This is a genomic window from Methylobacterium endophyticum, from assembly GCF_050591105.1.
In the GTDB taxonomy this organism is placed as follows: domain Bacteria; phylum Pseudomonadota; class Alphaproteobacteria; order Rhizobiales; family Beijerinckiaceae; genus Methylobacterium.
In genome coordinates this window covers 96566-119186 of record NZ_JBNHES010000015.1, presented here as the reverse complement: position 1 = coordinate 119186, position 22621 = coordinate 96566, and the positions used below count along the sequence as shown (strand labels likewise).

The window sequence follows — 22621 nt, the reverse complement described above, 5'->3', positions numbered from 1 at the left end:
GCCATGGGGAAACTGCGCTACGAATTCGTCCTGATCGGAGGCGGCCGGGGGCAACTCGGCGGCATGGTCGTGGCGGAAGCCGACGACCCGATCGCCAGCGGTACCCTCGACGTGACCGCCACGCCCACGGCGTCCGGCGCGCAGCCCCTGGTGCCCACCATGGGCCGCTCCGACGTCTTCGCCCGCCTCACCGGCATCGACGCGCCGGTCTACGCGGATTTCGCCGTCTCGCCCGATCCCACCGCCGAGCCGCGCCTGCTGCTGCGGCCGGGGGATTCGCGGCTGCTGCGGGTCATCGGCGGGGAGAAGCTCTCGGCGGTCCTCGCCGCCGACGTTCCCGGCACGGCCTCCCGCCTGCCGGTGGCGCAGGGCTATGTCGCGGTGCCCGCCTTCAGCGCCTCGGATACGAGCGGACCGGGCGGCACCAACGCCACCATCGTGCAGGTGCTGGCGGGCAACGCCGGCCGCGGCTTCCTCGCCATCGACAACAACGGGACGGCCGATGCCGAGCTGTGGTTCGGCGCAGCGCCCGCCCCCGCCTCGGTCGGCCAGCCGATCCGGCGCGGAAAGATCGTCTTCGCCAATGGCGGCGGCCTTTTTCGCGACGCCAAGGTCGAGACCTCCGCGATCTACGCCACCGCCTCGGCCGCCACCGGCCTGTCCGTGATGGAGGGCTGACCCGATGGGCTTCAACGCGCTTCCCCCCGGCCCGCGCCTGTCGGCGTCCGGCTATCTCCCCGGCGGCGTTCTCCCGGCGCCGCGCGGCTGCTCGACCCGCACCCAGTGGGGCGGCTTCGCCGTCCCCTCACCCAATCGCAGCGCCGGCACCCGCAAGGCCGTCACCTACCGGACCTGGGACCGGCTCGCGGCGCGCGGCTCCGGCGTCGGCAGCATCCAGTTCCACTATGCCAACGCCTATGGCGGGGCGACGCCGCTCGCCGCCGACAACACCGGCGGCGAGGTCGCGGACCTCCAGCCGATCACGGTCACGGCCTCCCTCGAGATCAACGCGAACCCCGCGCTGACGGCGTGGCTGCCGACCGATTCCGGCGCGGTCATCGTCCCGCTCACCTTCAACGGCGGACAGAACGCGGTGACGCTGGCGGCCGGCGCCTCGACCTGGACCGACGATCTCTTCGTGCGGCTCGCGGCGGCCCAGGCCTACTACGTCAACTCGCATGTCGCGGAGCCGGTCAACGGCATCTGGCCGATCCGCTCGCAGGGGGTGAAGGGGCTGGCGGCGGCCAGCGCGGAGGGCTCCAACGCGGGCGACTACTCCCTCACCGTCACCGCCCCCGGCGGCACGCCGACCCTCACCGGCACGGTTCCGGCGGCGAACCGCCCGGTCGTGCCCGGCTCGCTGCTCGTCGCCGGCTCCGGCATCACCGGGCTCGCGAGCGACAACGGTTCCGGCGCGATCACCGGGACAGGAGTTTCGTCGGGCACCATCGACTACTCCACGGGGGCCATAAGCATCACCCTGACCACGACGCCCGCCGCCGGCACGGCCTACAGCGCCAACGTCGTCGGGGGCACCGCCCCCGTGGACGAGACCAAGACCAAGACCAAGACGAACTACTATTCCACCGGCTCGAACGCGAAGGGCAACTTCGCCCCCGACGCGGCGCGCGGGCGGCCGCTCGTCTCCGCGACGCCCCGCTTGAGGACCATCGCGATGATCGGCGACAGCATCCTCGCCGGCGCGGGCAGCACCTCGGGCGACGTGTCCTGGGTCGACTATTGCGCGGCGCAAGGCGGCTTCGGCGTCATCAAGCTGCCCGTGGTGGGCGAGAAGGCGCAGACCTTCGCGCAGGCACTGGGCAGCTACCGCCGGCTGAACGCGCTCGCCGGGAACTTCGACCGGATCGTCGGCAACTACGCCACCAACGATATCGCGCTGGGGCGCTCCCTGGCACAGGTGCAGGCCGACCTCGCCACGATCTGGCAGATGCTCGCCCTGCTCTGCCCCAACGGCGCGGCGGATATCTGGTGGTGTACGCTGCTGCCGCGCACCACCCGGCCGGGCAACGTCGCCATCGTCCCCGGAAGCGGCCCCTACACGGCGGCGGGCGCCGCCTACGGCTCCGGCACGGTGGCCGGCGGCAGCCCGAGCGCGCGCAACGCCCTGAACGCCTGGCTCCATGCGCAGGTCGGCAGCGCCATCGGCGGCGTGGTCGACATCGCGGCGGCGGTGGAGCTGAACCCCGCGAGCCGCGCCGGGGGCGGCTCGGGGCAGTGGGCGGACGTCGCCAACGACAGCGCGGACGGCACCCATCCCTCGCAGACCGCCCACCAGACCAAGATCCCGGCGCTTCTCGGCCCGAGCGGCACGGCGCCGTCGCCGGCCTGGACCTTCCCGGTCTGACGCGCGCCGGCCGGCGCCGCCCTCAGGGACGGCGCCGGTCGATGGAGCCGGTGGCGACGGGATCGAGGCGGTCGCGCGCCGCGATCATCAGCGTGCCCGCCGCCCGCGCCCGGATGGTGTCGCGGGCGGCGTCGATCTCGCCGGCGCCGAAGAGCGGCGAGGCGGCCAGCGTTTCGAGATAGGCGATCTCCGAGCGCCCGCAGGCGGCGAGCGCCGCCTTCACCGCCCCCGCATGAGGCAGACCTGCCGGCTGGCGGGCGATGCTGGCGTTGAGGCAGCTTTGCCAGGCGCGGTAGCGGTCGGCGACGGAGGCTTCTCCGGCCAGGACGGGCGCCGCGCAGGTCAGGGACACGATAACGAACAGGCACCGCATCGACGGGCTCCCCCGGTCAATCCGGCCTCGTCACCGCCGATGGGACGCGCCGGGCGCATCGTCGAAAAGTTTCAGGCCGTCGCGGAGTTTAGGCGATCATCGTTGACGGAGCGTTAGGACGCGCCGCTCAGGAGGCGTATTTGACCGTGCAGCCATAGGGGCGGGTCGTCGTCGCGGCGACGGGCTTGCCGGCGGCGAGCGCGCTCAGCGCCTCCTCCACGTAGTTGCGGGCGGTTCCGATGTCGGCGAGCTCGGTGGAGGGCTTGTCGTCGATGCCGCCCTGGTAGGCGAGGGTCCCGTCCCCCGTGACGATGTACATGTGCGGCGTGGTCCGCGCGTCGTAGGCGCGCCCGAGGACACCCTTGGGATCGAGCAGCACATCGCTCGGGGCGGCGGCGCGCTCGACGGTGAGGCGCTTGGCCCCCGCGCCGTCGACGGCGCCCTGCTCGCCGGGCGCGGAGGAGATCACCGAGAGCCAGACGACGCCCCGCTCCGTCCAGCGCTTCTGGAGAGCCTGCATGGCGCCGCTCTCGTAATGCTTGCGGACGAACGGGCAGTCGTGGTTCGTCCACTCGAGGACGACGGTCCGGCCCTTGAAGTCGGAGAGCCGGACGCTGCGGCCGTCGGCGTCCATGGCCTCGAAGGCTGGGGCCGGCTTGCCGATGTGCAGCCCGGCGGCGAGCGCGGCGACGGGAAGCGCCGACGCCGCCAGGACGGCGGTAGCGGCGGTCAGGATCAGGCGGCGGCTCGGTGCCATTCAATGCGCTCCGGTCTGCTGGAGGGCGGCGCTGCGGGCGCCGGCGGCCAGGGGGACGGGTTCGAGCGAGGAGAGCACGCTCGCCTGCGTCAGGATCTGCGGCAGCACGGCGGGCTCGCCGGCACTCGCGTAGAGCAGGTAGAGCGGCACGCCGCTGCGGCCATGGCGTTCGAGCAGGCGGGTGATCTCGGGGTTCTGGTTGGTCCAGTCGCCCTTGAGGTAGGTGATGCCGCGCGCCGCCATCGCCGCCCGCACGGGGGCCGTGTCGAGGGCGAGGCGCTCGTTGACCTGGCAGGTGATGCACCAGGCCGCCGTCATGTCCACGAAGACCGGCTGCCCGCGCCCGAGAAGATCGTCGAGCCGGGCCTGGGTGAAGGGCTCCGTCCCGTCCCGGCTCGCCACGGCCACGGAGGAGGCGCGGTCGCGATCGGCGGACACCGCCAGCAGGCCCACGGCGAGGAGAGCCGCCACCGCCGCTACCCGCGCCGTCACGGCCAGCACGGAGCCGGCGCTGCGGGCGCGCTCCCAGACCCAGGCGGCGAAGGCGACGAGGACGAGCCCCGTCAGTCCCGCGAGCAGCCCGGCGGACCCGACCTGCTGGGCCAGCACCCAGACCAGCCACGCCACGGTGGCGTAGACGGGGAAGGCCAGCGCCTGCTTCAGCAGCTCCATCCAGGCGCCCGGACGCGGCAGCGCCCGCATCGCGGAGGGCCACAGGGTGAAGAGCAGGAAGGGCAGCGCCAGCCCGAGGCCGAGGGCGGCGAAGATCGCCAGCGCGGCCGCCGAGGATTGGGTCAGGGCGAAGCCCACGGCGGCCCCCATGAACGGGGCGGTGCAGGGCGTCGCCACCACCGTCGCGAGCACGCCGGTGAAGAACGAGCCCTCGAGCCCGGCGCGCCGTGTCAGCCCGTCGCCGAGCCCGGCGACGCCGGTCCCGATCGCGAAGACGCCGGAGAGGCTCAAGCCCATGGCGAAGAGCAGGTAGGCGAGCCCCGCCACCACGAGGGGCGACTGGAGCTGGAAGCCCCAGCCGATGCCGGCGCCGCCGCTCTTCAGCGCGATCAGCAGCCCCGCCAGACCGAGGAAGGCGGCGAGCACGCCGGCCGTGTAGGCGAGCCCGTGCAGGCGCACCCGCGCCGGGCCCTCGCCGGAATGGCGCACGAGGCTCATCACCTTGATCGACAGAACCGGGAAGACGCAGGGCATCAGGTTGAGGATCAGCCCGCCGAGGAAGGCGAGCGCCGCCGCGCTCCACAGGGTCAGACGCTCCTCCGGCGCCAGCGCCGGAGCAGCGGGGACGGGCGCCGCAGCGACGGGAGCGGCTACCGCCGGAGGCTCGCCGCCGACCGCGTAGGAACGCGTCACCGGGCCGGAGCCGGTATCTTCCTCCAGCGTGAGCACCCCCGGCAGGGTGGCGGGCAGCGGATCGCCCGGCGTGGCGCGGGTGAGCCGCAGATGCAGCCCCGAGGCGTCGGCGGTCAGGTCCTGCGCGGCGGCGTTCTCGATGGCGGTCTCGGAATAGGGGAAGAACGCCCCCGAGCGGATCGTCTCCGGCTTGAGGCCGGGAACGTCGATGTCGAGGCGCAGGCGCTCGCCCTCGCCGCCGACGCGCGAAGTCCAGGAAACGGACTGCGGAAGCTTGCTGCGCGCGCCCTCGAACAGGGCGGCGTTGGCCGGATCGGGCGCCGGGGAGACGTTCGCGGCCGGCAGGTCGAGGCGCAGATCCGCCGAGCCCGGAATGCATTCGCGCTCGCAGACGAGATAGTTCAGCTTCGCCGCGATCCGAACGGGCTGCGCCGGGTCGAGACTCGGCGGCGGGGTCAGCGTGACGAGCAGCACCGCCTCGTCCTCGTAGCCGAAATTCATCAGGTGCGAGACCGGGATGCGCTCCGGCGTCGGCCACTGGACGGAGCCCGCCGAGAACCCCGCCGGCAGCGTCCAGGTGATCTCCGGGGGCAGGCCGGAATCGCCGGGATTGCGCCAGTAGACGTGCCAGCCCGGCTTCATCGCCATGCGCACGGCGACGGTGAAGGGCCTGCCGCCGGCGACCGAGGAAGGCTCCGCCAGGAGGCTCGCCCGCACGAGGTCGGCGGGCGGCTTCGGCGCGGCGAGCGCGGCCTGCGGGATGCCGGCGAGGACGAGGAGCAGGAGGGCGAGGCGGCGGATCATGCTGTCCTTACGTGCGCCCGCGCGCATCGGTTACGCCCGCCCCTTCTAAGGCCGATCCGGCCCCGCACCAAGGCGGAGCGCCGTCGCAGGGTGTCAGACGCCGAAGGCGAGGGGCCGCGTCGCCGCCTCCAGCCACGCCTGCGTCCCGTCGTCGAGCCCGGCGGCGAGGGTCGCGCGCACACGGGCATGGTAGGCGTCGATCCAGGCGGTCTCCTCCGGGCTCAGCAGCGCCGGCAGGATCAGGCGGCGGTCGTAGGGGGCGAGCGTCAGGGTCTCGAAGCCCTGCATGGCGCGCTCGCCGCCCTCCACCACGCGCGGCTCCACGAGGACGAGGTTCTCGATGCGGATGCCGTAGGCATCGGTCCGGTAGTAGCCGGGCTCGTTGGAGAGGATCATGCCGGGCTGGAGCGCCACCGTGCCGGTCTTGGCGATGCGCTGCGGCCCCTCGTGGACCGAGAGGAACGAGCCGACGCCGTGGCCGGTGCCGTGGTCGAAATCGAGCCCGGCCTCCCACAGCGGCAGCCGCGCCAGGGTATCGAGCTGCGCGCCGGTCACGCCTTCGGGGAAGAGCGCTCGCGAGATGGCGACGTGCCCCTTGAGCACCCGCGTGTAGCGGTCGCGCATCTCGGGCGAGGGCTCGCCCACGGCCACGGTGCGGGTGACGTCGGTGGTGCCGTCGACGTATTGCGCGCCGGAATCGATCAGGAAGAGCTCGCCCGGCAGGACGGCGCGGTCGGTGGCGGCGGTGACGCGGTAATGCACGATCGCGCCGTTCGGGCCGGAGCCCGAGATGGTCGGGAAGGACACGTCGCGGAGCTGTCCGTCCTCGGCCCGAAAATCCTCCAGCGCCTCGACAGCGGCGATCTCGGTGAGCCCGCCCTTCGCGGCGGCGAGGTCGAGCCAGCACAGGAAGCGCACCAGCGCCACCCCGTCGCGGCGATGGGCGGCGCGCGTGCCCGCGATCTCGGCGGCGTTCTTCACCGCCTTCATCGCCGTGACCGGGTCCGGCCCGACGTCGGCGGTGCCGCCGCCCGCCTCGACGGCCAGCTTCAGCGCAATGCCGGCGGTGGCCGCGTCGAGCCGAACGCGCAGGCCGTTCAGAGCGGCGAGCGCATCGGCGAAGGCGGCGCGCGGCTTCAACTCGGCCACCGGGGCGAGCGCGGCGCGCAGGTCCGGCGCGATATCGGGAGAGGTCAGGAACAGCGCCGGCCGCCCGTCGCGGGGGACGAGGGCATAGCCCAGCGCCAGCGGGGTATGGCCGACATCCTGGCCGCGCAGGTTGAACGTCCAGGCGAGGTTGTGCGGATCGGAGATCACCAGGTCGTCGCACCCGGCCTCCGCGAGGGCGGCGCGGATGCGGGCGAGCTTGCCCTCCACGCCCTCCCCGGCCAGGGCCTCGGGATGGGCCACGACCCGGCCGGAAGGCGGCTTCGGACGGCCGGCCCAGACTGCGTCGACCGGGTTCCCGGCAAGGGCCTTCAGCGTAGCGCCGGCCTTGGCAGCGGCCCGCTCCAGCCGAGCGACGCCCTCGGGCGTGTGAAGCCAGGGATCGTAGCCGAGGACCTGTCCCGCCCCGAGAGTCTCGCCGATCCAGGCTTCCGCCGTCCGCTTCGCCAGCGGCACCACGGCGATCACCCCGGTATCGACCTGCGCGGGCGCCTGGAGCGTGTAGCGGCCGTCGACCACCAGCGCGGCGCAATCCGCAAGCACGATCGCCGTGCCGGCCGAGCCGGTGAAGCCGGTGAGCCAGGAGAGCCGCTCGGCATCGGCGGGCACGTATTCGGACTGGTGCTCGTCGGCGCGCGGCACCACGAAGCCATCGACGCCGGCCTCCCGCAGCGCCGCCCGCAGCGCGGCGATCCGCTCGGGGCCCTTTCGGTGGCCGGGATCCTCGAAGGTCTGGAAGCGGGGGCGGCTCGTCATCCCGCCAGGGTTAGCCCGCGCGCCCGAAGGCGACAATGCTCACAGCGGCCGCGCGGCGGCGCCGCCCCTCCGCAGCACCAGGGTCGCCCATCCCTCGATGACGCCGCGATGCGCCAGCCGGAAGCCGCGATGCCCGTAGGTGGAGAGCACGCCGGGCACGTCGCGCTCGATCAGGCCGGAGAGCACGATGGTGCCGCCCTCGGCGACCACGGCGGTCAGCGAGGGCGCGAGCTTCTTCAGCGGGCGGGCGAGGATGTTGGCGAAGACGAGATCGAACCGGCGCGGCCGGTCGGCGAGCGCGTGGCGCACCCCCGGCCCCTCGTAGAGGCGCAGCGTGGGCCCAAGGCCGTTGAGGCGGGCGTTGGAGCGGGCCGTCGCCACCGCCTCCGGGTCGAGGTCTCCGGCGATGACGGTGCTGCGCAGCGCCTTGGCGGCGGCGAAGGCGAGGATGCCGGTGCCGGTGCCGACATCGAGCACATGGGCCGGGCGGCCCTTCTTCAAGACGCCGACGAGCGCCCGCAGGCAGCCCAGGGTGGTGCCGTGATGCCCGGTGCCGAAGGCGAGCGCCGCCTCGATCTCGATGGCGAGGTCGTTCGGCCGTACCTGCTCGCGGTCATGGGCGCCGTGGACGACGAAGCGCCCGGCCCGCACCGGCTTCAGTCCTTCGAGGGAGGCGCGGACCCAGTCCTGGCGCTCGATGGTCTCGAACACCGCGTCGTCGGCGCGCTCGCCCACCACCGCGCGGATCATCTCGCGCACGCCCTCCTCGTCGGGCTCCTCCGAAAAGTAGGCTTCGAGCAGCCAGCTCTTGCCGTCGGCGGCCTCGAAGGCGGCCACCGCCGTCTCGGTGGGATCGAACATCTCGCCGATCAGGTCCGTCGTCGCCCGCGCCGAACGCTCGTCCGTCGAGAGACGCATCACATGCGTGGGGCGGTTCGGGTGCAGACCTTCGAGCATGGCGGCGCTCTAGCACCCGCGCGCGCGCTTCGCCACCGAAGCCGCGCGCGCCGCGAAAACGCACAGCGATGCGGCAAAATGTTCACAGAATAAGCGTATCTGGGTCGGGAACGGAGGCCGTCGCGCCGGGTTGCCGCTCAACCAATGGACCGAACGCGATCACCGAGGCCCGATTCAGCGCCATGACTCCCCGCCGATTCCGCCGCCGCGCGCCGATCGTCCTGGCCGGGAAGGCGCGCCCCCGCCGCCGGCCGGACCGCGAGCGCGATGCCGTGCTCGGCGGCGACGCGCTGGAGGCTCCGGTGCCCGGCCAGCTCCTCGTGCTCCTCAGCCGCCTGCACCGCGCCGAGCCGCCGCAGCCCGGACGGGACGACGCCGAAGCCTGAGCGCTTCCACGCCCGCCGCCGCTTCCCTATGATCGGCCGTATACGGCGGTCGCGCCGGCGGACGGATCCTTCATGACACCGATGCGGAGCCTGCCGGGCGGCCGGAGGGCGGGCGCCCCTTGCTCGATCTGACCCCCGACGAATGGAGCGCGCTGGCGCTGAGCCTGCGCGTGGCGGGGGTGGCGACGCTGGCGAGCCTGCTGCCGGGGCTCGCCACGGCGTGGCTGCTGGCGCGGCGCGACTTTCCCGGTCGGGCGCTGCTCGACGGTGTCGTGCACCTGCCGCTGATCCTGCCGCCCGTGGTGACGGGCTACCTGCTGCTGCTCACCTTCGGCCGGCGCGGGCTGATGGGCGGTCTGCTCGCCGAGATCGGCATCGTCTTCTCGTTCCGCTGGACGGGGGCGGCGCTGGCCTGCGCGGTGATGGGCTTTCCGCTGATGGTGCGGGCGATGCGGCTCTCCATGGAGGCGGTCGACCGCGGGCTCGAACAGGCGGCCTCCACCCTCGGGGCCTCGCCGGTCATGGTCTTCCTCACCGTGACGCTGCCCTTGAGCCTGCCCGGCATCCTGGCCGGCGCCGTGCTCGCCTTCGCCAAGGCCATGGGCGAGTTCGGCGCGACCATCACCTTCGTCTCCAACATCCCCGGCGAGACGCAGACCCTGCCCTCCGCCATCTACACCCTGACCCAGGTTCCCGGCGGCGAGGCGGGCGCGCTGCGGCTCACGCTGATCTCGGTGGCGGTCTCCATGGGGGCGCTCCTCGCCTCGGAATGGCTGGCGCGGCGCGCCGCCCGCCGCATGGGCGGCCTGTCATGAGCCTATCCGTCGACGTGGCGCTCACCCGAGGCGCCTTCTCCCTCGACGTCGCCTTCGAGGCCGGCGCCGGGCTCACCGCCCTGTTCGGGCGCTCAGGCTCGGGCAAGAGCACGCTGATCCACCTGATCTGCGGCCTCGCCCGGCCAGACCGGGGCCGCATCGCCGTGGACGGCCGGACGCTCGTCGACACGCAGGCCCGCATCCGAGTGCCGGTACACAGGCGGCGGATCGCCTGCGTCTTCCAGGACGCGCGGTTGCTGCCGCATCTGAGCGTGCGCGCGAATCTCGGCTACGGCCGCTTCTTCTCCGGGCGCGGCGAGCAGGCCGGCGCGCCCGATGTCGGGACCGTGGTGGAGATGCTCGGCATCGGGCACCTGCTGGAGCGGATGCCGGCGGGACTCTCGGGGGGCGAGAAGCAGCGCGTCGCCATCGGCCGGGCGCTGCTCGCGCGCCCCCGCCTGCTGCTCATGGACGAGCCGCTCGCCGCGCTCGACGAGGCGCGCAAGGCCGAGATCCTGCCCGCCATCGAGCGGCTGCGCGACGAGGCGGGCGTGCCCATCGTCTATGTCAGCCACGCGGTGGCGGAGGTGGCGCGGCTCGCCAATACCGTGGTGGTGCTGGAGGGGGGACGCGTCGCCGCGACCGGCCCGGCCGACGCGATCCTGCGCCGGCCCGATCTCTTCCCCGACCGGCAGGCGGAGGCCGGCGCCGTCCTCGACATGATGGTCGAGTCGTCGGACGACGCTTCGGGCCTGACCCAGCTCTCGGGGATCGCGGGACGGCTGAGCGTGCCCGGCCTCGCCCTGCCGGCGGGAAGCCCGGTGCGCATCCGCATTCCCGCCCGCGACGTGCTGGTGGCGACGCAGGTCCCCGTGGGCCTGAGCGCCCGCAACGTGATCGCCGGCGAGGTCGCCGCCCTGACGCCGCTGGGCGCCGCCGTGATGGTCGAGATCGCCTGCAACGGCGCCGTGATCCCCGCCCGCGTCACCGGCGCCTCCGCGCGCGACCTGGGGCTGGAGGTGGGACGGCGGGTCTATGCGGTAATCAAGAGCGTCGCCTTCGATCCGGCCGGCGTCGGCACGGGACGGCGGCCCGTGGAGATCTGATACCGTTTCCGGCGGATACATGCGTTCAGCTACGCGCGTCCTCCCTCCCCCCGCTGCGGGGGAGGGTGGCCCTCGCGTCAGCGAGGGTCGGGAGAGGGGAGCGCGCTATCCGGCACCGTCGCTCCCCTCACCCGACCCGCTTCGCGGGCCACCCTCTCCCGCAGGGGGGAGAGGGGCGCCGGGCGGCGTCGGACGCATCGACCGGAACCCGTATGTGGCCACCGGCTCAGGCCTGCCCGTCCACGAAGGCGCGCATCAGCGCATGCGCGATGGCCATGGGCTGAGGCGCGGAGATGCCGGCCCCATGCCGGCGCCCCAGCATCGCGGCGACCTCCTCGCGCGGGAACCAGCGGGCATCGGCGAGCTCGGTCGGGTCGGGGACGATGGTCTCGTCCAGCGCCTCGGCGACGCAGCCGATCATCAGCGAGGACGGGAACGGCCAGGGCTGCGAGGCGAGATACGAGACCGCGCCGATGCGGATACGGGTCTCCTCGTAGGTCTCGCGGCGCACCGCGTCCTCGATGGTCTCGCCCGGTTCGAGGAAGCCGGCGAGGCAGGAATACATCCCCTCGGGGAAGCGCGGCGCCCGCCCGAGCAGGCAGGCGTCCCCCCGGCGGATCAGCATGATCACCACCGGGTCCACGCGCGGGAAGTGATGGGCGCCGCAGGTCGGGCATTCGCGCCGGAAGCCGCCGGCGCGCACAAGAGAGGGCGAGCCGCAATTGGCGCAGAAGCCGTGCCGGGCGTGCCATTGCAGCAGCGAGCGGGCGGTGGCGAGAAGGCCGAGCTCGTGCGGCTCCAGCGATCCCTCGACGGCGAGGCCGCGCAGGTCGACGCAGCGGAAGGCCGGCTCGTCGGCGAGCCGGGGAGCCTCGGCGGGATCGATCTCGGCGGCGAAGACCGGGCGCCCGTCGAGCCGGCCCAGGAAGATCTCGACGGCGGCGCGGCCGGCGCGGTCCCGGTTGCGCGGGGCGAGCAGGGCCGATCCGCCGGCCACCAGCACCTTGTCCGCGCAGAAGGCGGCATGCAGTCCGTCCTCCGCGCCGGACGGCGGCACCGTCGCCTCGTCGGCCTCCGCCGAGTGGCGCACCAGCCGGCTGCGGACGAAGCCCAGCCGGGCGAGGCGCTCGTCGGGCATCTCCGGCATGGTCAGGCCGCCGCGAACAGCGCGGCCGCGCGCTCGGCGAGCTGCGCGGCGGCATGGGGCGGATAGGGCCGGCGCTCGCCCTGCCCCCAGACCGGGCCCGGCCAAGCCGGATCGGAGCGGAAGCGCCCCACCACATGCAGGTGGAGCTGCGCGACCACGTTGCCGAGCGCCGCAACGTTCACCTTGTCGGGCCTGGCGAGGGAGAGCATTACCCCCGCCGCGAGGCGCGCCTCCTCCCAGAACGCGCGGCCGTCCTCGGCGGAGAGATCGGTGATCTCGCTCAGGCCCGCCCGGCGCGGCACCAGCACGAACCAGGGGAAGCGCGCATCGTCCATGAGCAGCACGCTCGACAGGGGCAGGTCGCCCACCGGCAGCGTGTCGGCGGAGAGACGCGGATCGAGGCGGAAGCCGGTATCCATGCGCCGCTGTTTAGCGGGCTTGGCCGGTGGAAGCGAGGTCTGCCGCGTCCCTCAATGCGCCATCAGCACCGGCAGATCGGCATAGGCGAGCAGATGGCTCGTCGGGCCGCCGAAGATCATCTGGCGCAGGCGGCTCTGGGTATAGGCGCCCTTGATGAGCAGGTCGCAGCCGAAATCGGCGGCCTCGGCCAGGAACGTCTCGCCGGGGGTGCGGCGGTCGGCGGGCAGCGCCTTGTGGGCGGCGTCGACCCCCTCGCAGGCGAGCGCGCGGGCGAGATCCTCGGCGCTCGGCCCCGGAACCATGCCGCCCTCGACGGTGAGCACCAGGATGCGCCCGGCCGTGCGCAGGAAGGGCATGGCGAAGGCGACGGCGCGGGCGGTCTCGGTGGAGCCGTTCCAGGCGATCACGATCGACTCGCCGAGGCTTTTGGGCGGGGTCGGCGGCGCCAGCAGGATCGGCCGCCCGCCCTCGAACAGCGCCGTCTCGAAGGTGCTCATGCGGGGCGAGCCGTCCTCCGAGCCGGGCCGCCCGACGATGGTCATGGAGAACAGCCGCGCATATTGCCCGAGGAAGGCGTCCCCCGCCGGCACGTCCTGGCGCCAGCGGAAACGGGCGCTCGATTCGGCGATCTTCTCGGGGATGCAGCGGCCGTCGCGGGCGTGGCGGGGCACGCCGTGGCCCTCGAGGAAGGCGACGAAGCGCTCGCCCGCCTCCTCGGCCTCCGCCCGGTCGGCCTCCTCGTCGCGCAGCCAGGTCATGCCGCCGACCATGTCGACGGGCACGTATTCCGCCAGCGCCGGGCGCAGGGACACGCCCTCGATCAGGCTGCCGAAACGGCGCGCGGCGAGCAGGGTCGTCTCCAAGACGGAACCGAGCCCGTCATGCAGCGCGACGGGGACGAGGAGGGTCTTCATCGCGAGGGACCTCGACAAGCGGAGCACGGGCGCGGACGGACTCACGCTAATTCCCTTCCGCCGCGCGGGAAACCGGGCGGCGGCGCGGGCTCACACGGTTTTCCCCGCATCCGGCGAGGGGCCGGGATCGAGCAGCCGCCGCGCGCGGCGCGTCATCGGACGCTCGATCAGGCGATGGACGGCGAGCGCCGCCGGCACCGTCAGCGCCAGCATCAGCCACAGGCACGCCTCCGGCCCGAGGAGGGAGGCGGCGCCGGAGCGCAGCAGCGCCTCGCGCGCGGCGCGCAGCACGAAGGGATGGATCAGGTAGAGCGCGTAGGAGGCGTCCCCGACGGCCGAGAGGCCGAGGAGGAGCCGCGAGGGCGCTTCCCCCGCCGGCCGCGACGGTCCGAACACGGCGGCGGCCACGAGCAGCATCGCCGGCAGCCCCTGCGTCAGCGGGCGCGCGAAGCCCCCCGGCTCGCCGATGCTGCGCGCCACGAGGGCGAGCAGCAGGAGGCCGGCGAGCGCGCAGGCGGCGCGCACCACGCCCGACAGGCGAAAGCCCTCGGCGCGGGCCAGGCCGAGACCGGCCCCGAAGGCGAATTCGAGGATCACGGGCTCCGACCAGAAGGCGAGCGGCATCGGCAGACCCGGCACGAGCGCGCGCATCAGCACCAGCGCCCCGAGCGCGCCCGCCACCGCCGCCACGGCGGCGCGGCGGCCGAGCCCCAGGACCAGGGCGAAGAGCGCGTAGAAGGCCATCTCGAATTCGAGCGTCCAGCCGAGCCCGTAGAGGGGCTGGGCCGTGCCGTCCGGCCGCAGCGCCGGCCAGAACAGGAAGGAGGCGGCGACATAGGCCGGATCGGGGGCGCCCTCGGCGGCGACGAGGCCGGGCCTGGCCAGCACGACGGCGAGATAGAGCCCCGTCACCAGCCAGTAGAGCGGCACCACCCGCGCGAGACGATGCGCGAGGAAGACCCGCCGCCCGCCCTCCCGCCCGTAGAGCGGCGCGGCGGCGTGGACGATGATGAAGCCCGAGATCACGAAAAAAACGTCGACGCCCGCCGCCCAGGGTAGCAGCCGGCTCGGGACGAAGGCGGCGCCCGTCCGCTCGGCCAACGCGGCGGCCTCGTGCTGCGCGTGATGCATGGCGACCAGGAGCGCCGCGAGCGCCCGCAGCACCTGAACGAGGACGAGCCTCACGCGCGGCCTCCGCGAGGCAAGAGGGACATATGCGCGCAGCAGATTCCCATCCGATGTGAAGAAGTCACGCGATACGGCCAAGTCGACGACAATGGACGTCCGGAAAAAGCCGGAACAATAGCCTTCCGGACCCGTTGAACGCCCGAAGCGCCCGCCGCGTGCCGTCGAGCCCGCTCGCGAAACACGCTGGCCGCGCGTCGCTCATCATGTTTCCAGAGGTTCTTATGCTCAAGACGTATACTGCCGCCGCCGCCCTGCTGTGCGCCGTTTCGGCGCCCGCCTTCGCCCAGGGGATGCCCGGCGATTTCCGCCTCCAGGCCATGCAGGCGAACGCGTTCGAGATCCAGTCCAGCCAGATCGCGCTGTCCAAGACCCGCAACGCCGCCGTCCGCTCCTATGCCCGCGACGCCCTGCGCGACCATCGCTCGGCGAATGTCGCGCTTGCCGGCGGCGAGCGGAACTACGTCGCCGCCCGCGCCGGCGGCCCGGCCGACCTGATCGGCGCCCCGCTGGCGGTGGCCGGCGGCGCGGTGGGCGCGGCGACGGGGGCCGCGGCCGGCGTCGTCGGGGGCACCCTCGAGGGCGGCCCGGTGGCGGGCGTCGAGGGCCTCGGCTCGGGCGCGGCGCGCGGTGCCGCCGCCGGAAGCCGGATCGGCCGCATGGATGTGGACGAGACCGCCGGCACCACCGTGGTGGCCCCGAGCCCCGAGCAGCAGCAGATGCTGGCCGAGCTGTCGTCCACCCCGGCGGGCGCGCGCTTCGACCGGGTCTATGCCCGCCAGCAGGTGCAGGCGCATCAGATGACCATCGGGATGACGCAGGCCTATGCCTCCACGGGGCCGAACCCGGCCCTGCGCAACTACGCCCAGCAGGCGCTGCCGGTGCTCCAGCAGCATCTCGCCATGGCCGAGCGCCTGCCCGGCGCCCGCTGAGCCCGGAGCAGGCACGACCTTCGGAAGGGGGCGGCGGGAGGGATCCCGCCGCCCCTTTCTCGCGTCACGCGCAGGAGATGAAGGCGGCCGGGTTCGGCGTGCGCCCGTCCGCCTGGAGCAGCGGCGCGAAATCGCCGGTCGCGGGATCGCGCACCTGAAGCTGGCCGGTGGCGACGCCGAAATGCGCCCCGTGCAGGGACAGCAGGCCGTTCTTCACCCGCGCGGAGACGAAGGGGAAGGTCATCAGGTTCTCGATGCTCTGGCTGACCATCGCGTGCTCGAGCCGGGTGATGAAATCGGGCGCCGAGGATTCGCCGGCCTTCTCCACGGCGGGGGCGACGAGCGACACCCACTTGCCGATGAAGTTGCTGCCCGAGAGCGGCGCCACCCGGTTCGCATAGGCCTTGATGCCGCCGCAGGAGGCATGGCCGAGCACGACGATGTGCTTCACCTGGAGCGCCTGCACCGCGAACTCGATGGCCGCCGAGGTGCCGTGATACTCGCCGCCGACCTCGTAGGGGGGCACGATGTTGGCGACATTGCGGATCACGAACAGCTCGCCCGGCCCCACGTCGAAGATGGCCTCGGGGGCAACGCGGCTGTCGCAGCAGCCGATCACCAGAACGTCCGGCTCCTGCGAGGTGCCGAGTTCGGCGTAGCGTCGGCTCTCGTTTGCGAAGCGCCCCTGCATGAAGGACACGTAGCCGTCGGTCAGGCGCTTGGGCAGCATCGGGAAACGTCCTCCGGTCGATCTTTTCGGCGACGGACTTGTCCCGAAGCGCCGCCGGGTTCAAGCGCCATGCCACGCAAGGCGCACCGGCTCCGGTGGAGTATCGCCCGCCGCCACCCGGCGCGCCAGCGCCGCGAGACCCGCCGGCTCCACCCGCTCGGCGGTGGCCGCGAGCTCGTCGAGGCTCCACCAGCGCGTGCCCCGCACGGGATTGTCCTCCGTCTCGGCGAGCCGGCTCGTGTCCACGCGGTCGTCGGGAAGGCGGACGACGAAGTAGCGCTCGCGGGCATGGCGCGGCTGGCGGAAGAGCGTGAACGGGCCCTCGCAGCGCGCCACCTCCGGGCCGATCACCGCGTCCGCGACGCCGATCTCCTCCGACAGCTCGCGGCGGCAGGCCTCCACATGGCTCTCGCCCGGCTCCAGGCCGCCGCCGGGCATGAACCAGAAGACGCGCTCGTCCGCCGCCGCGCCGGGGACGGGGCGCACCGATTCGTAGGCGATGAGCAGGAGCCGCCCCGCCGGATCGAAGACCAGGGCGCGGGCGACGTCGCGGGCGGGGAATTCGGTCGTCGTGTCGGCGCTCATGCCCGAGCCGATAGCAGGAATCCGCGCGCCGCTCACGCGGGCCGGGCCGCTTGTCCCCGCCGGACGGGGGCGGTATCCGCCGCCTCCAGGGCCGCGCGGGGACAGGAACCGATGATCGATCAGCCTCCCGGCGTCGGCGTGCGCCTGCTCGACCCCCGCCTGACCGGCTGGGGCTTTCCGCGCTGGGGCTCGGCGGCGGCGGCCGGGCTCGACCTGCACGCCTGCATCGAGACGGAGCTCGTTCTGGAGCCGCAGGCGCCGGCGGTGCTGATCCCGGCGGGCATCGTCGTGACCATCCGCGATCCCGACTGGTGCGCCCTGGTGCTGCCGCGCTCCGGCCTCGGCCATCGCGAGGGGCTGGTGATGGGCAACGGCACCGGGGTGATCGACGCGGATTACGAGGGGCAGATCCTGATCTCGGCCTGGAACCGCAACCCGGCGCCGGGGCCCGGCATCGCCGTCGCGCCCGGCGACCGCATCGCGCAGCTCGTGTTCACGCGGATCGGCCGGCCGCTGCTCTCCATCCACGAGGACGCCCCCGAGGGGCCGGGCTCCGGGCGCGGCGCCGGCGGCTTCGGATCGAGCGGGCGGCGCTGACCCCGCGCAATCGCGCGCCGAACCGGGTAAGACTTGGCGCCGATGCTCGATCGACCTGAGTCCGCGCCCCCCTCGACACTCGCCCGCGACGCGGCCGGTCCGGTCGCGCTCGGCCGCCTGCGCCTCGCCGTCGCGGCCGTGGTGGACATCGCCCTCCATGCCCGCCCGCAGCCGGTGAACGCGCGGCTCCTCGCCGAGCGGCACGGCCTGCCGCCCCGCCATCTGGAGACCGTCCTCCAGGCCCTCGTCCGGCACGGGCTGCTCAAGGGGATGCGCGGGCCTCGCGGCGGCTACGAGCTCGCGCGGGAGCGCCGCCGCATCAGCCTCGGCGACATCGCCCGCGCCACGGCCGGCGACGGAGCCTCGGAGGGGGGAACGGCCCCGCCCGCCATCGCCGCCCTGGCGGAACCGGTGCTGCGGGAGGCCCAGGCCGCCTTCCTCGCCGCCCTCGACACGGTGAGCGTGGAGGATCTCTGCCGGCGGGCGGAGGCCGCCTCCGCCACGCGGACCCAGCCGGCCCCTCCCCAGTTCGACATCTAGAGTCCGTCCGGGAGAGGGGCATTCCGGCTTTTCGCCCGGACATACGCCGGCACAACAACCTGAAGTTCGTCCGACGCTCATGACGGCGCCGGACGCGCTCGGGCGCCGTCATCGAAGCCGGCTTTCAGCCTCGCTTAACGGGCTGCGTCGCAGGATGGCATCGGACGTCCCCCAAGCTCGGGCGGGCGTCCGGGAGTTCACCGAGATGGCATACGAGGGTGCGGGGCTGCCGATCGCCGTCCTGTCGGCGAGCATGCCCTTGCAGATCGTGCTGAGCCTCCGCGCGCTCGGCTACGAGACGCATGTCTTCCAGCCCTCCGAGGTGGCGCTGATCGAGGGGGGGCCCTGCGCCCTCGTCATCGTCGACGCGGAAGGGCTCGACGCCCCGCCGCTGATGCGCGGGCTGCGCGGATTCTGCCGCCACGAATCGACGCCGCTCCTGCTCGTCGCCTCCGGCAAGGCGCCCGCGCAGCGCCGGGAGGCCCTGGAGGCCGGCGCCTCGGACATGATCGAGCGGCCGCTGGACCCGCTGGAGCTTCAGGTCCGCGCCCGCAACCTGATCGATCTCGGGCTCGCCCGGCGCGAATCGCAGCGGGCGGCCTCGCTCCTGCGCATGCGGATGGCGGAGGTGGAAGCGGCGGCGCGCGAGCGCGAGCGCGAGACCATCCACCGCCTGATGCTCGCCGCCGAGTTCCGCGACGACCAGGCCGCCGACCATCTCACCCGCGTCGCCGGCTGCTCCATCGCCATCGCCGAGGGGCTGGGCCTGAGCGAGGACGAGGCGAACGACATCGCGCTCGCCTCCACCATGCACGACATCGGCAAGATCAGCGTTCCCGACAGGGTGCTGCTGAAGGCCGGCCCGCTCGATGCCGAGGAGCAGGAGGAGATCCGCCAGCACACGGTGCGCGGGCACATGATGCTCGCGGGCAGTTCCTCCCAGCTCCTGCAACTCGCCGCGCAGATCGCCTTGAGCCATCACGAGCGCTGGGACGGCAAGGGCTATCCGCATCGGCTGGCCGGCGAGGCCATCCCCATGGCGGGCCGCATCGTGGCCGTGGCGGACGTGTTCGACGCCCTGGTCTCCGAGCGGGCCTACAAGAAGGGCTGGCCGCTGGAGAAGGCCCGCGACCACCTGATCGCCAATGCCGGCAGCCATTTCGACCCGGTCTGCGTCGACGCCTTCCTGTCGCGCTGGGAGGACGTCGTCCTGCTGATGCGGGAGCGGCCCTCGACCTACAAGGCCGCCTGACGCGCTCGCTCCGACATGCTTCAGGCGTCGCCGACGACGCCGGCCTCGTCCTGCGCCTGGAGCACGTCGGGGCGCGGCATCGAGATGATGTTGTAGCCCGAATCCACGAAATGGACCTCGCCGGTGACGCCGCCGGACAAGTCGGAGAGCAGGTAGAGGGCCGAGCCGCCGACCTCGTCCTGCGTCACCGTCCGCCGCAAGGGAGCGTGCGCCTTCTGGTGGTTGAACATCAGCCGCGCGTCGGAGATGCCGGCCCCTGCGAGCGTCCGCATCGGACCCGCCGAGAGCGCGTTGACGCGGATGCCGTCCGGCCCGAGATCGGCCGCGAGATAGCGCACGGAGGCTTCCAGCGCGGCCTTGGCGACGCCCATCACGTTGTAGTTCGGCATCACCCGCGTGGAGCCGCCATAGGTGAGCGTCAGGAGCGAGCCGCCCTTGTCCATGCGCCTGGCCGCGCGCTGCGCGATCTCCGTGAAGGAGAAGCACGACACCGTCATCGTGCGCGAGAAGTTCTCGCGGGTGGTGACGTCGACATAGCGGCCCTTGAGCTGCGCCTTGTCGGAGAATCCGATGGCGTGGACGACGAAGTCGAGCCGGCCGTCGAAGCGCTCGTCGAGCCCCGCGAAGGTCGCGTCCACGGAGGCGATGTCCTCGACGTCGCAGGGCAGCACGATGTCGGAGCCGAGCTTCGCCGCGAGGGGCGTCACCCGTCGGCCCAGCGCCTCGCCCTGATAGGTGAAGGCGAGCTCCGCGCCGTGGGCGTGCAGCATCCGCGCGATGCCCCAGGCGATCGAGTGATCGTTGGCGACCCCCATGATCAGGCCGCGCTTGCCCGCCATCAAACCCGTCATACGCTCGGCCCGCTTCGGTTCGCGGCTCCCTTTCGGGCGCCCGGATCAGGCCACGACGCTTAAAGGGGGCCCGGCGCGCTGTCCAATCCGGGTGTTGCACAGACGCCGCGAGGGATGCGCTATGGGGCCTCGTCACCGGGGGATCGCGCAGGAATGGCCTTCATCAGCGTCACGCGGCTGCGGATCCGCTCGATCCGCTTCCTGCCGGCCTTCGCGCTGGACGCTTGGCGGACCAAGAGGCAGGCGGCGCGGGCCGAGGGCTTCCTCGGCGGCTCGCTCCTCGGCGGCCGGGGCCGGGCCTTCTGGACGATGACCGCCTGGGACGGCGAGGCGAGCATGCGCGCCTACATGACCGGCGGCGCCCATCGCACGGCGATGCCGCGCCTCATGCACTGGTGCGACGAGGCGTCGGTGACGCATTGGATCGAGCCGGGCGAGGCGCTCCCCTCCTGGACGGAGGCCGTGAGGCGCATGCGCGCCGAAGGCCGCATATCGAAGGTCCGCCACCCGAGCCCCCGGCACGCGGACATGAGCTTCGACGATCCGCGCCTGACCGGGACGGCGATCCCGATCAGGCCGGCGGCGGGGCGGGTCTGATCCGGGCGGCGGACAGCACGATCCCGGCGGCGCTGCGGCTCGGGTCCCCTCCGCAGGGCAGCCGCATCAGGCCGTCCAGCCGGTCGAGAGCGCCGACCTGACGGTCCCGCTCCGGGCCGCCGGCGAGCAGCGGCGCCAGCGCGTCGGAGAGGGTTCTCGGGTTGCAGTCGGCCTGCACGAATTCCGGCATGGCGTTCTCGGCCAGGATCAGGTTCGGCAGCACGATGCTCGGCACCTTGATGAGGCGGCGCGCCACCACCTCCTCGATCCGCGAGACCTTGTAGCCGACCACCATGGGCACGCCGGAGAGCGCCAATTCGAGGGTCACGGTGCCCGATGCGGCGAGCGCCGCCCGCGCCCGGCGGAAGGCGGCGAATTTCTCCGCCTCGCCATGCACCAGCCGCACCGGCACCGTCCAGGCGAGCGCCAGCCGCTCGATCAGCGCGCGGTGACGGTTCACGGCGGGCAGGGTGGCCTCGACGGGACCGATGCGCTCGACGACGCGCGCCAGGGTCTCGCCGAAGACCGGCATCAGCCGCTCGATCTCGGAGCGGCGCGAGCCGGGCAGCACCACGAGATGCCGGGGCTCGCCCGTGCGCAGCAGCCGCTCCGCCGGGTCCGGGCGCAGCACGTCGAGCCGCTCGATCAGCGGGTGGCCGACATAGGTGCAGAGGGGACCGCCGAGCCGGCGATGGGCCTCGGGCTCGAAGGGCAGCAGCGCCATGACGTGGTCGATGAAGGGCCGCATCTTCGCCGCCCGCCACGGGCGCCAGGCCCAGACGCTCGGGCTGACGTAATCGACGATTGGGATATGGGGCGCCGCCTTGCGCACCTTCGCGGCGACGGCATGAGTGAAGCCGGGGCTGTCGATGATGACGAGCACGTCGGGATCGGCCGCGACCACGTCGGCGACGGTCTCGCGGATGCGCCGCAGGAGCGTGCGGGCGCGCGCCAGCACGGGCAGGTAGCCCATCACCGCCACGTCATCGAGGGGGAAGAGCGAGGCGAACCCCTCCGCGATCATCGCCTCGCCGCCGACGCCGCCGAAATCGATTGTCTCGCGCGACGTTTCGCGCAGCACGCGCATCAGCTTGGCGCCGAGCTGGTCGCCGGAATCCTCCCCCGCGACGAGCCAGATTCTCTTGGTCACGCGCGGCCCCATGCGGCTGGCGGCAAGCCGATCAGGAACAGGCCGAGCCTGTCGGCTTCCGCCGCCGTCTCGGACCGGTCGATGACGAGCGTACGCCCGGCCTCGATGCCGATCCCGCAGCAGCCGGCGGCATGGGCGGCGCGCACGGTACGCGGTCCGATAGCCGGCAAATCGACGCGCAGGTCCTGGCCCTCCTTGGCGAATTTCACGAGCACCGTCGCGGCATGGGGCTTTCCCCGGCCGAAGGGCTTGCGGCCGAGGGCGCGGGCGCGGGCGAGCATGCGGTCGGTGCCCTCGGGGCCCTCGACGGCCAGCGCCCGCTCGGAGGCGACCACCGCCGCCTGCCCGACATCGTAGGGCGAGAGCGCGGCGAGCAGCGCTCGGCCGGTGGCGAGGGAGGCCAGCGCGCCCGCGTCGGGGGCATGCCGGCCGAGCTGCCCTTGCGGGCTCAGGAGGTCCGGCGCGGCCTCGTGGACGCCGAGGACATGGTGCCCGTTCTCCTCCAGCAGGGTGAGCGCGGCGCGCAGCAGGCGGTCGTCGCCGCCCGCCGTGATCCGGCGCAGGGCCTCGCGGTTGCGGAGCGCCGCGGCGGCGTTGAGGATCGCCGCGGGGCTCGGGCGGGCGACGCCCCCGGCGGGGATGACCTGGGCCGGCCCCCACCCGGCGAGGATCCTCAGCGCGCCTGCCACGTCGAGGAGATCGACGCTGGCATCGGCGCGGGCGCGCAAGGAGCGGTCGGTGAAGCCGCGCAACGCCAGGATGCGGAACGGGCGCCCGGCCTCCCGCAGGGAATCGGCGACGAGCTCCGGCAGGCGTCCGGCGCCGGCGACGAGCACGAGCGTCCCCCGCCCGTCCATCGCAGCCGGAGCC

24 protein-coding genes are annotated in these 22621 nt (G+C 73.4%); 10 read left to right on the top strand and 14 right to left on the bottom strand.

The annotated features are described in order from the left end of the window. Window positions 1-3 precede the first annotated feature (3 nt). Window positions 4-678, top strand: a complete 675-nt coding sequence (locus ACP56T_RS16645; protein WP_430913251.1) for a hypothetical protein — start codon at window positions 4-6, stop codon at window positions 676-678. A gap of 4 nt (window positions 679-682) precedes the next feature. Beyond that, entirely contained in the window at window positions 683-2365 is a 1683-nt protein-coding gene (locus ACP56T_RS16640) for an SGNH/GDSL hydrolase family protein (protein WP_430913250.1), read from the top strand. A gap of 22 nt (window positions 2366-2387) precedes the next feature. On the opposite strand, the gene ACP56T_RS16635 is transcribed toward ACP56T_RS16640, so the two are convergent. The 5 genes from ACP56T_RS16635 to ACP56T_RS16615 form a co-directional block, all read right to left on the bottom strand. Next, complete coding sequence (locus tag ACP56T_RS16635; protein ID WP_430913249.1) at window positions 2388-2738, bottom strand: hypothetical protein; 351 nt, start codon at window positions 2736-2738, stop codon at window positions 2388-2390. A gap of 127 nt (window positions 2739-2865) precedes the next feature. Continuing rightward, complete coding sequence (locus ACP56T_RS16630) at window positions 2866-3495, bottom strand: redoxin domain-containing protein (RefSeq protein ID WP_430913248.1); 630 nt, start codon at window positions 3493-3495, stop codon at window positions 2866-2868. Next, window positions 3496-5664: a protein-disulfide reductase DsbD family protein gene (locus ACP56T_RS16625; protein WP_430913247.1), complete on the bottom strand. Its 2169-nt coding sequence runs from the start codon at window positions 5662-5664 to the stop codon at window positions 3496-3498. Between the two features lie 93 nt (window positions 5665-5757). Beyond that, entirely contained in the window at window positions 5758-7587 is a 1830-nt protein-coding gene (locus ACP56T_RS16620; protein ID WP_430913246.1) for a M24 family metallopeptidase, read from the bottom strand. A 39-nt stretch (window positions 7588-7626) separates the two neighbouring features. Then, window positions 7627-8544, bottom strand: a complete 918-nt coding sequence (locus ACP56T_RS16615) for a 50S ribosomal protein L11 methyltransferase (protein ID WP_430913245.1) — start codon at window positions 8542-8544, stop codon at window positions 7627-7629. A 182-nt stretch (window positions 8545-8726) separates the two neighbouring features. Between ACP56T_RS16615 and ACP56T_RS16610 the strand changes: the two genes are divergently transcribed. From ACP56T_RS16610 to modC, 3 genes are all read left to right on the top strand, one after another. Next, window positions 8727-8930 carry a hypothetical protein gene (locus ACP56T_RS16610; RefSeq protein WP_430913244.1) on the top strand — a complete coding sequence of 68 codons (204 nt, stop codon included), beginning with the start codon at window positions 8727-8729 and terminating at the stop codon, window positions 8928-8930. Between the two features lie 119 nt (window positions 8931-9049). After that, window positions 9050-9745, top strand: a complete 696-nt coding sequence (modB, locus tag ACP56T_RS16605; RefSeq protein ID WP_430913243.1) for a molybdate ABC transporter permease subunit — start codon at window positions 9050-9052, stop codon at window positions 9743-9745. Then, a complete protein-coding gene (modC, locus tag ACP56T_RS16600; RefSeq protein ID WP_430913242.1) occupies window positions 9742-10851 on the top strand; it encodes a molybdenum ABC transporter ATP-binding protein in 1110 nt (369 codons plus the stop codon). The genes modB and modC overlap by 4 nt, the downstream gene beginning before the upstream one ends. Before the next feature lie 226 nt (window positions 10852-11077). Here modC and nudC read toward each other — a convergent pair whose 3' ends face one another. The 4 genes from nudC to ACP56T_RS16580 form a co-directional block, all read right to left on the bottom strand. Continuing rightward, window positions 11078-11998 (bottom strand): NAD(+) diphosphatase, encoded by a 921-nt coding sequence (gene nudC, locus ACP56T_RS16595; RefSeq protein ID WP_430913241.1) that lies wholly within the window; start codon window positions 11996-11998, stop codon window positions 11078-11080. Window positions 11999-12000: 2 nt separating this feature from the next. Then, complete coding sequence (locus tag ACP56T_RS16590; RefSeq protein ID WP_430913240.1) at window positions 12001-12417, bottom strand: HIT domain-containing protein; 417 nt, start codon at window positions 12415-12417, stop codon at window positions 12001-12003. 51 nt (window positions 12418-12468) lie between these two features. After that, window positions 12469-13332, bottom strand: a complete 864-nt coding sequence (locus ACP56T_RS16585) for a universal stress protein (protein WP_430913239.1) — start codon at window positions 13330-13332, stop codon at window positions 12469-12471. A 90-nt stretch (window positions 13333-13422) separates the two neighbouring features. Continuing rightward, window positions 13423-14517 (bottom strand): acyltransferase family protein, encoded by a 1095-nt coding sequence (locus tag ACP56T_RS16580; protein WP_430913238.1) that lies wholly within the window; start codon window positions 14515-14517, stop codon window positions 13423-13425. Window positions 14518-14741: 224 nt separating this feature from the next. Here ACP56T_RS16580 and ACP56T_RS16575 point away from each other — a divergent pair, with 224 nt between their 5' ends. Then, window positions 14742-15449 carry a DUF4142 domain-containing protein gene (locus tag ACP56T_RS16575; RefSeq protein WP_430913237.1) on the top strand — a complete coding sequence of 236 codons (708 nt, stop codon included), beginning with the start codon at window positions 14742-14744 and terminating at the stop codon, window positions 15447-15449. 64 nt (window positions 15450-15513) lie between these two features. Here ACP56T_RS16575 and ACP56T_RS16570 read toward each other — a convergent pair whose 3' ends face one another. Both ACP56T_RS16570 and ACP56T_RS16565 read right to left on the bottom strand, forming a co-directional pair. Continuing rightward, the gene (locus ACP56T_RS16570) at window positions 15514-16179 is read right to left on the bottom strand and encodes a carbonic anhydrase (RefSeq protein ID WP_430913236.1); all 666 of its coding nucleotides are present in this window, start codon (window positions 16177-16179) and stop codon (window positions 15514-15516) included. Window positions 16180-16239: 60 nt separating this feature from the next. After that, window positions 16240-16764, bottom strand: coding sequence for an NUDIX hydrolase (locus tag ACP56T_RS16565; protein WP_430913235.1), 525 nt, complete (start codon window positions 16762-16764; stop codon window positions 16240-16242). 111 nt (window positions 16765-16875) lie between these two features. On the opposite strand from ACP56T_RS16565, the gene dut reads away from it, so the two are divergent. The 3 genes from dut to ACP56T_RS16550 all read left to right on the top strand — a co-directional run bounded on the left by dut (window position 16876) and on the right by ACP56T_RS16550 (window position 19153). Further along, entirely contained in the window at window positions 16876-17361 is a 486-nt protein-coding gene (gene dut, locus ACP56T_RS16560) for a dUTP diphosphatase (RefSeq protein ID WP_430913234.1), read from the top strand. A gap of 42 nt (window positions 17362-17403) precedes the next feature. Beyond that, window positions 17404-17901, top strand: coding sequence for an RrF2 family transcriptional regulator (locus ACP56T_RS16555; protein ID WP_430913233.1), 498 nt, complete (start codon window positions 17404-17406; stop codon window positions 17899-17901). 205 nt (window positions 17902-18106) lie between these two features. Then, window positions 18107-19153 (top strand): HD domain-containing phosphohydrolase, encoded by a 1047-nt coding sequence (locus ACP56T_RS16550; protein WP_430913232.1) that lies wholly within the window; start codon window positions 18107-18109, stop codon window positions 19151-19153. Window positions 19154-19173: 20 nt separating this feature from the next. Here ACP56T_RS16550 and fabI read toward each other — a convergent pair whose 3' ends face one another. Then, complete coding sequence (gene fabI, locus ACP56T_RS16545; protein ID WP_430913231.1) at window positions 19174-20004, bottom strand: enoyl-ACP reductase FabI; 831 nt, start codon at window positions 20002-20004, stop codon at window positions 19174-19176. A gap of 153 nt (window positions 20005-20157) precedes the next feature. Here fabI and ACP56T_RS16540 point away from each other — a divergent pair, with 153 nt between their 5' ends. Then, window positions 20158-20601, top strand: a complete 444-nt coding sequence (locus ACP56T_RS16540) for a DUF3291 domain-containing protein (protein WP_430913230.1) — start codon at window positions 20158-20160, stop codon at window positions 20599-20601. Here the strand turns inward: ACP56T_RS16540 and lpxB are convergent. After that, on the bottom strand, window positions 20576-21763 hold the full coding sequence (gene lpxB / locus ACP56T_RS16535; protein ID WP_430913229.1) for a lipid-A-disaccharide synthase: 1188 nt from the start codon (window positions 21761-21763) through the stop codon (window positions 20576-20578). The two genes, ACP56T_RS16540 and lpxB, sit on opposite strands and share 26 nt — an antisense overlap. Continuing rightward, window positions 21748-22608 (bottom strand): LpxI family protein, encoded by an 861-nt coding sequence (locus ACP56T_RS16530; protein ID WP_430913228.1) that lies wholly within the window; start codon window positions 22606-22608, stop codon window positions 21748-21750. The genes lpxB and ACP56T_RS16530 overlap by 16 nt, the downstream gene beginning before the upstream one ends. Between the last annotated feature and the right edge of the window lie 13 nt (window positions 22609-22621).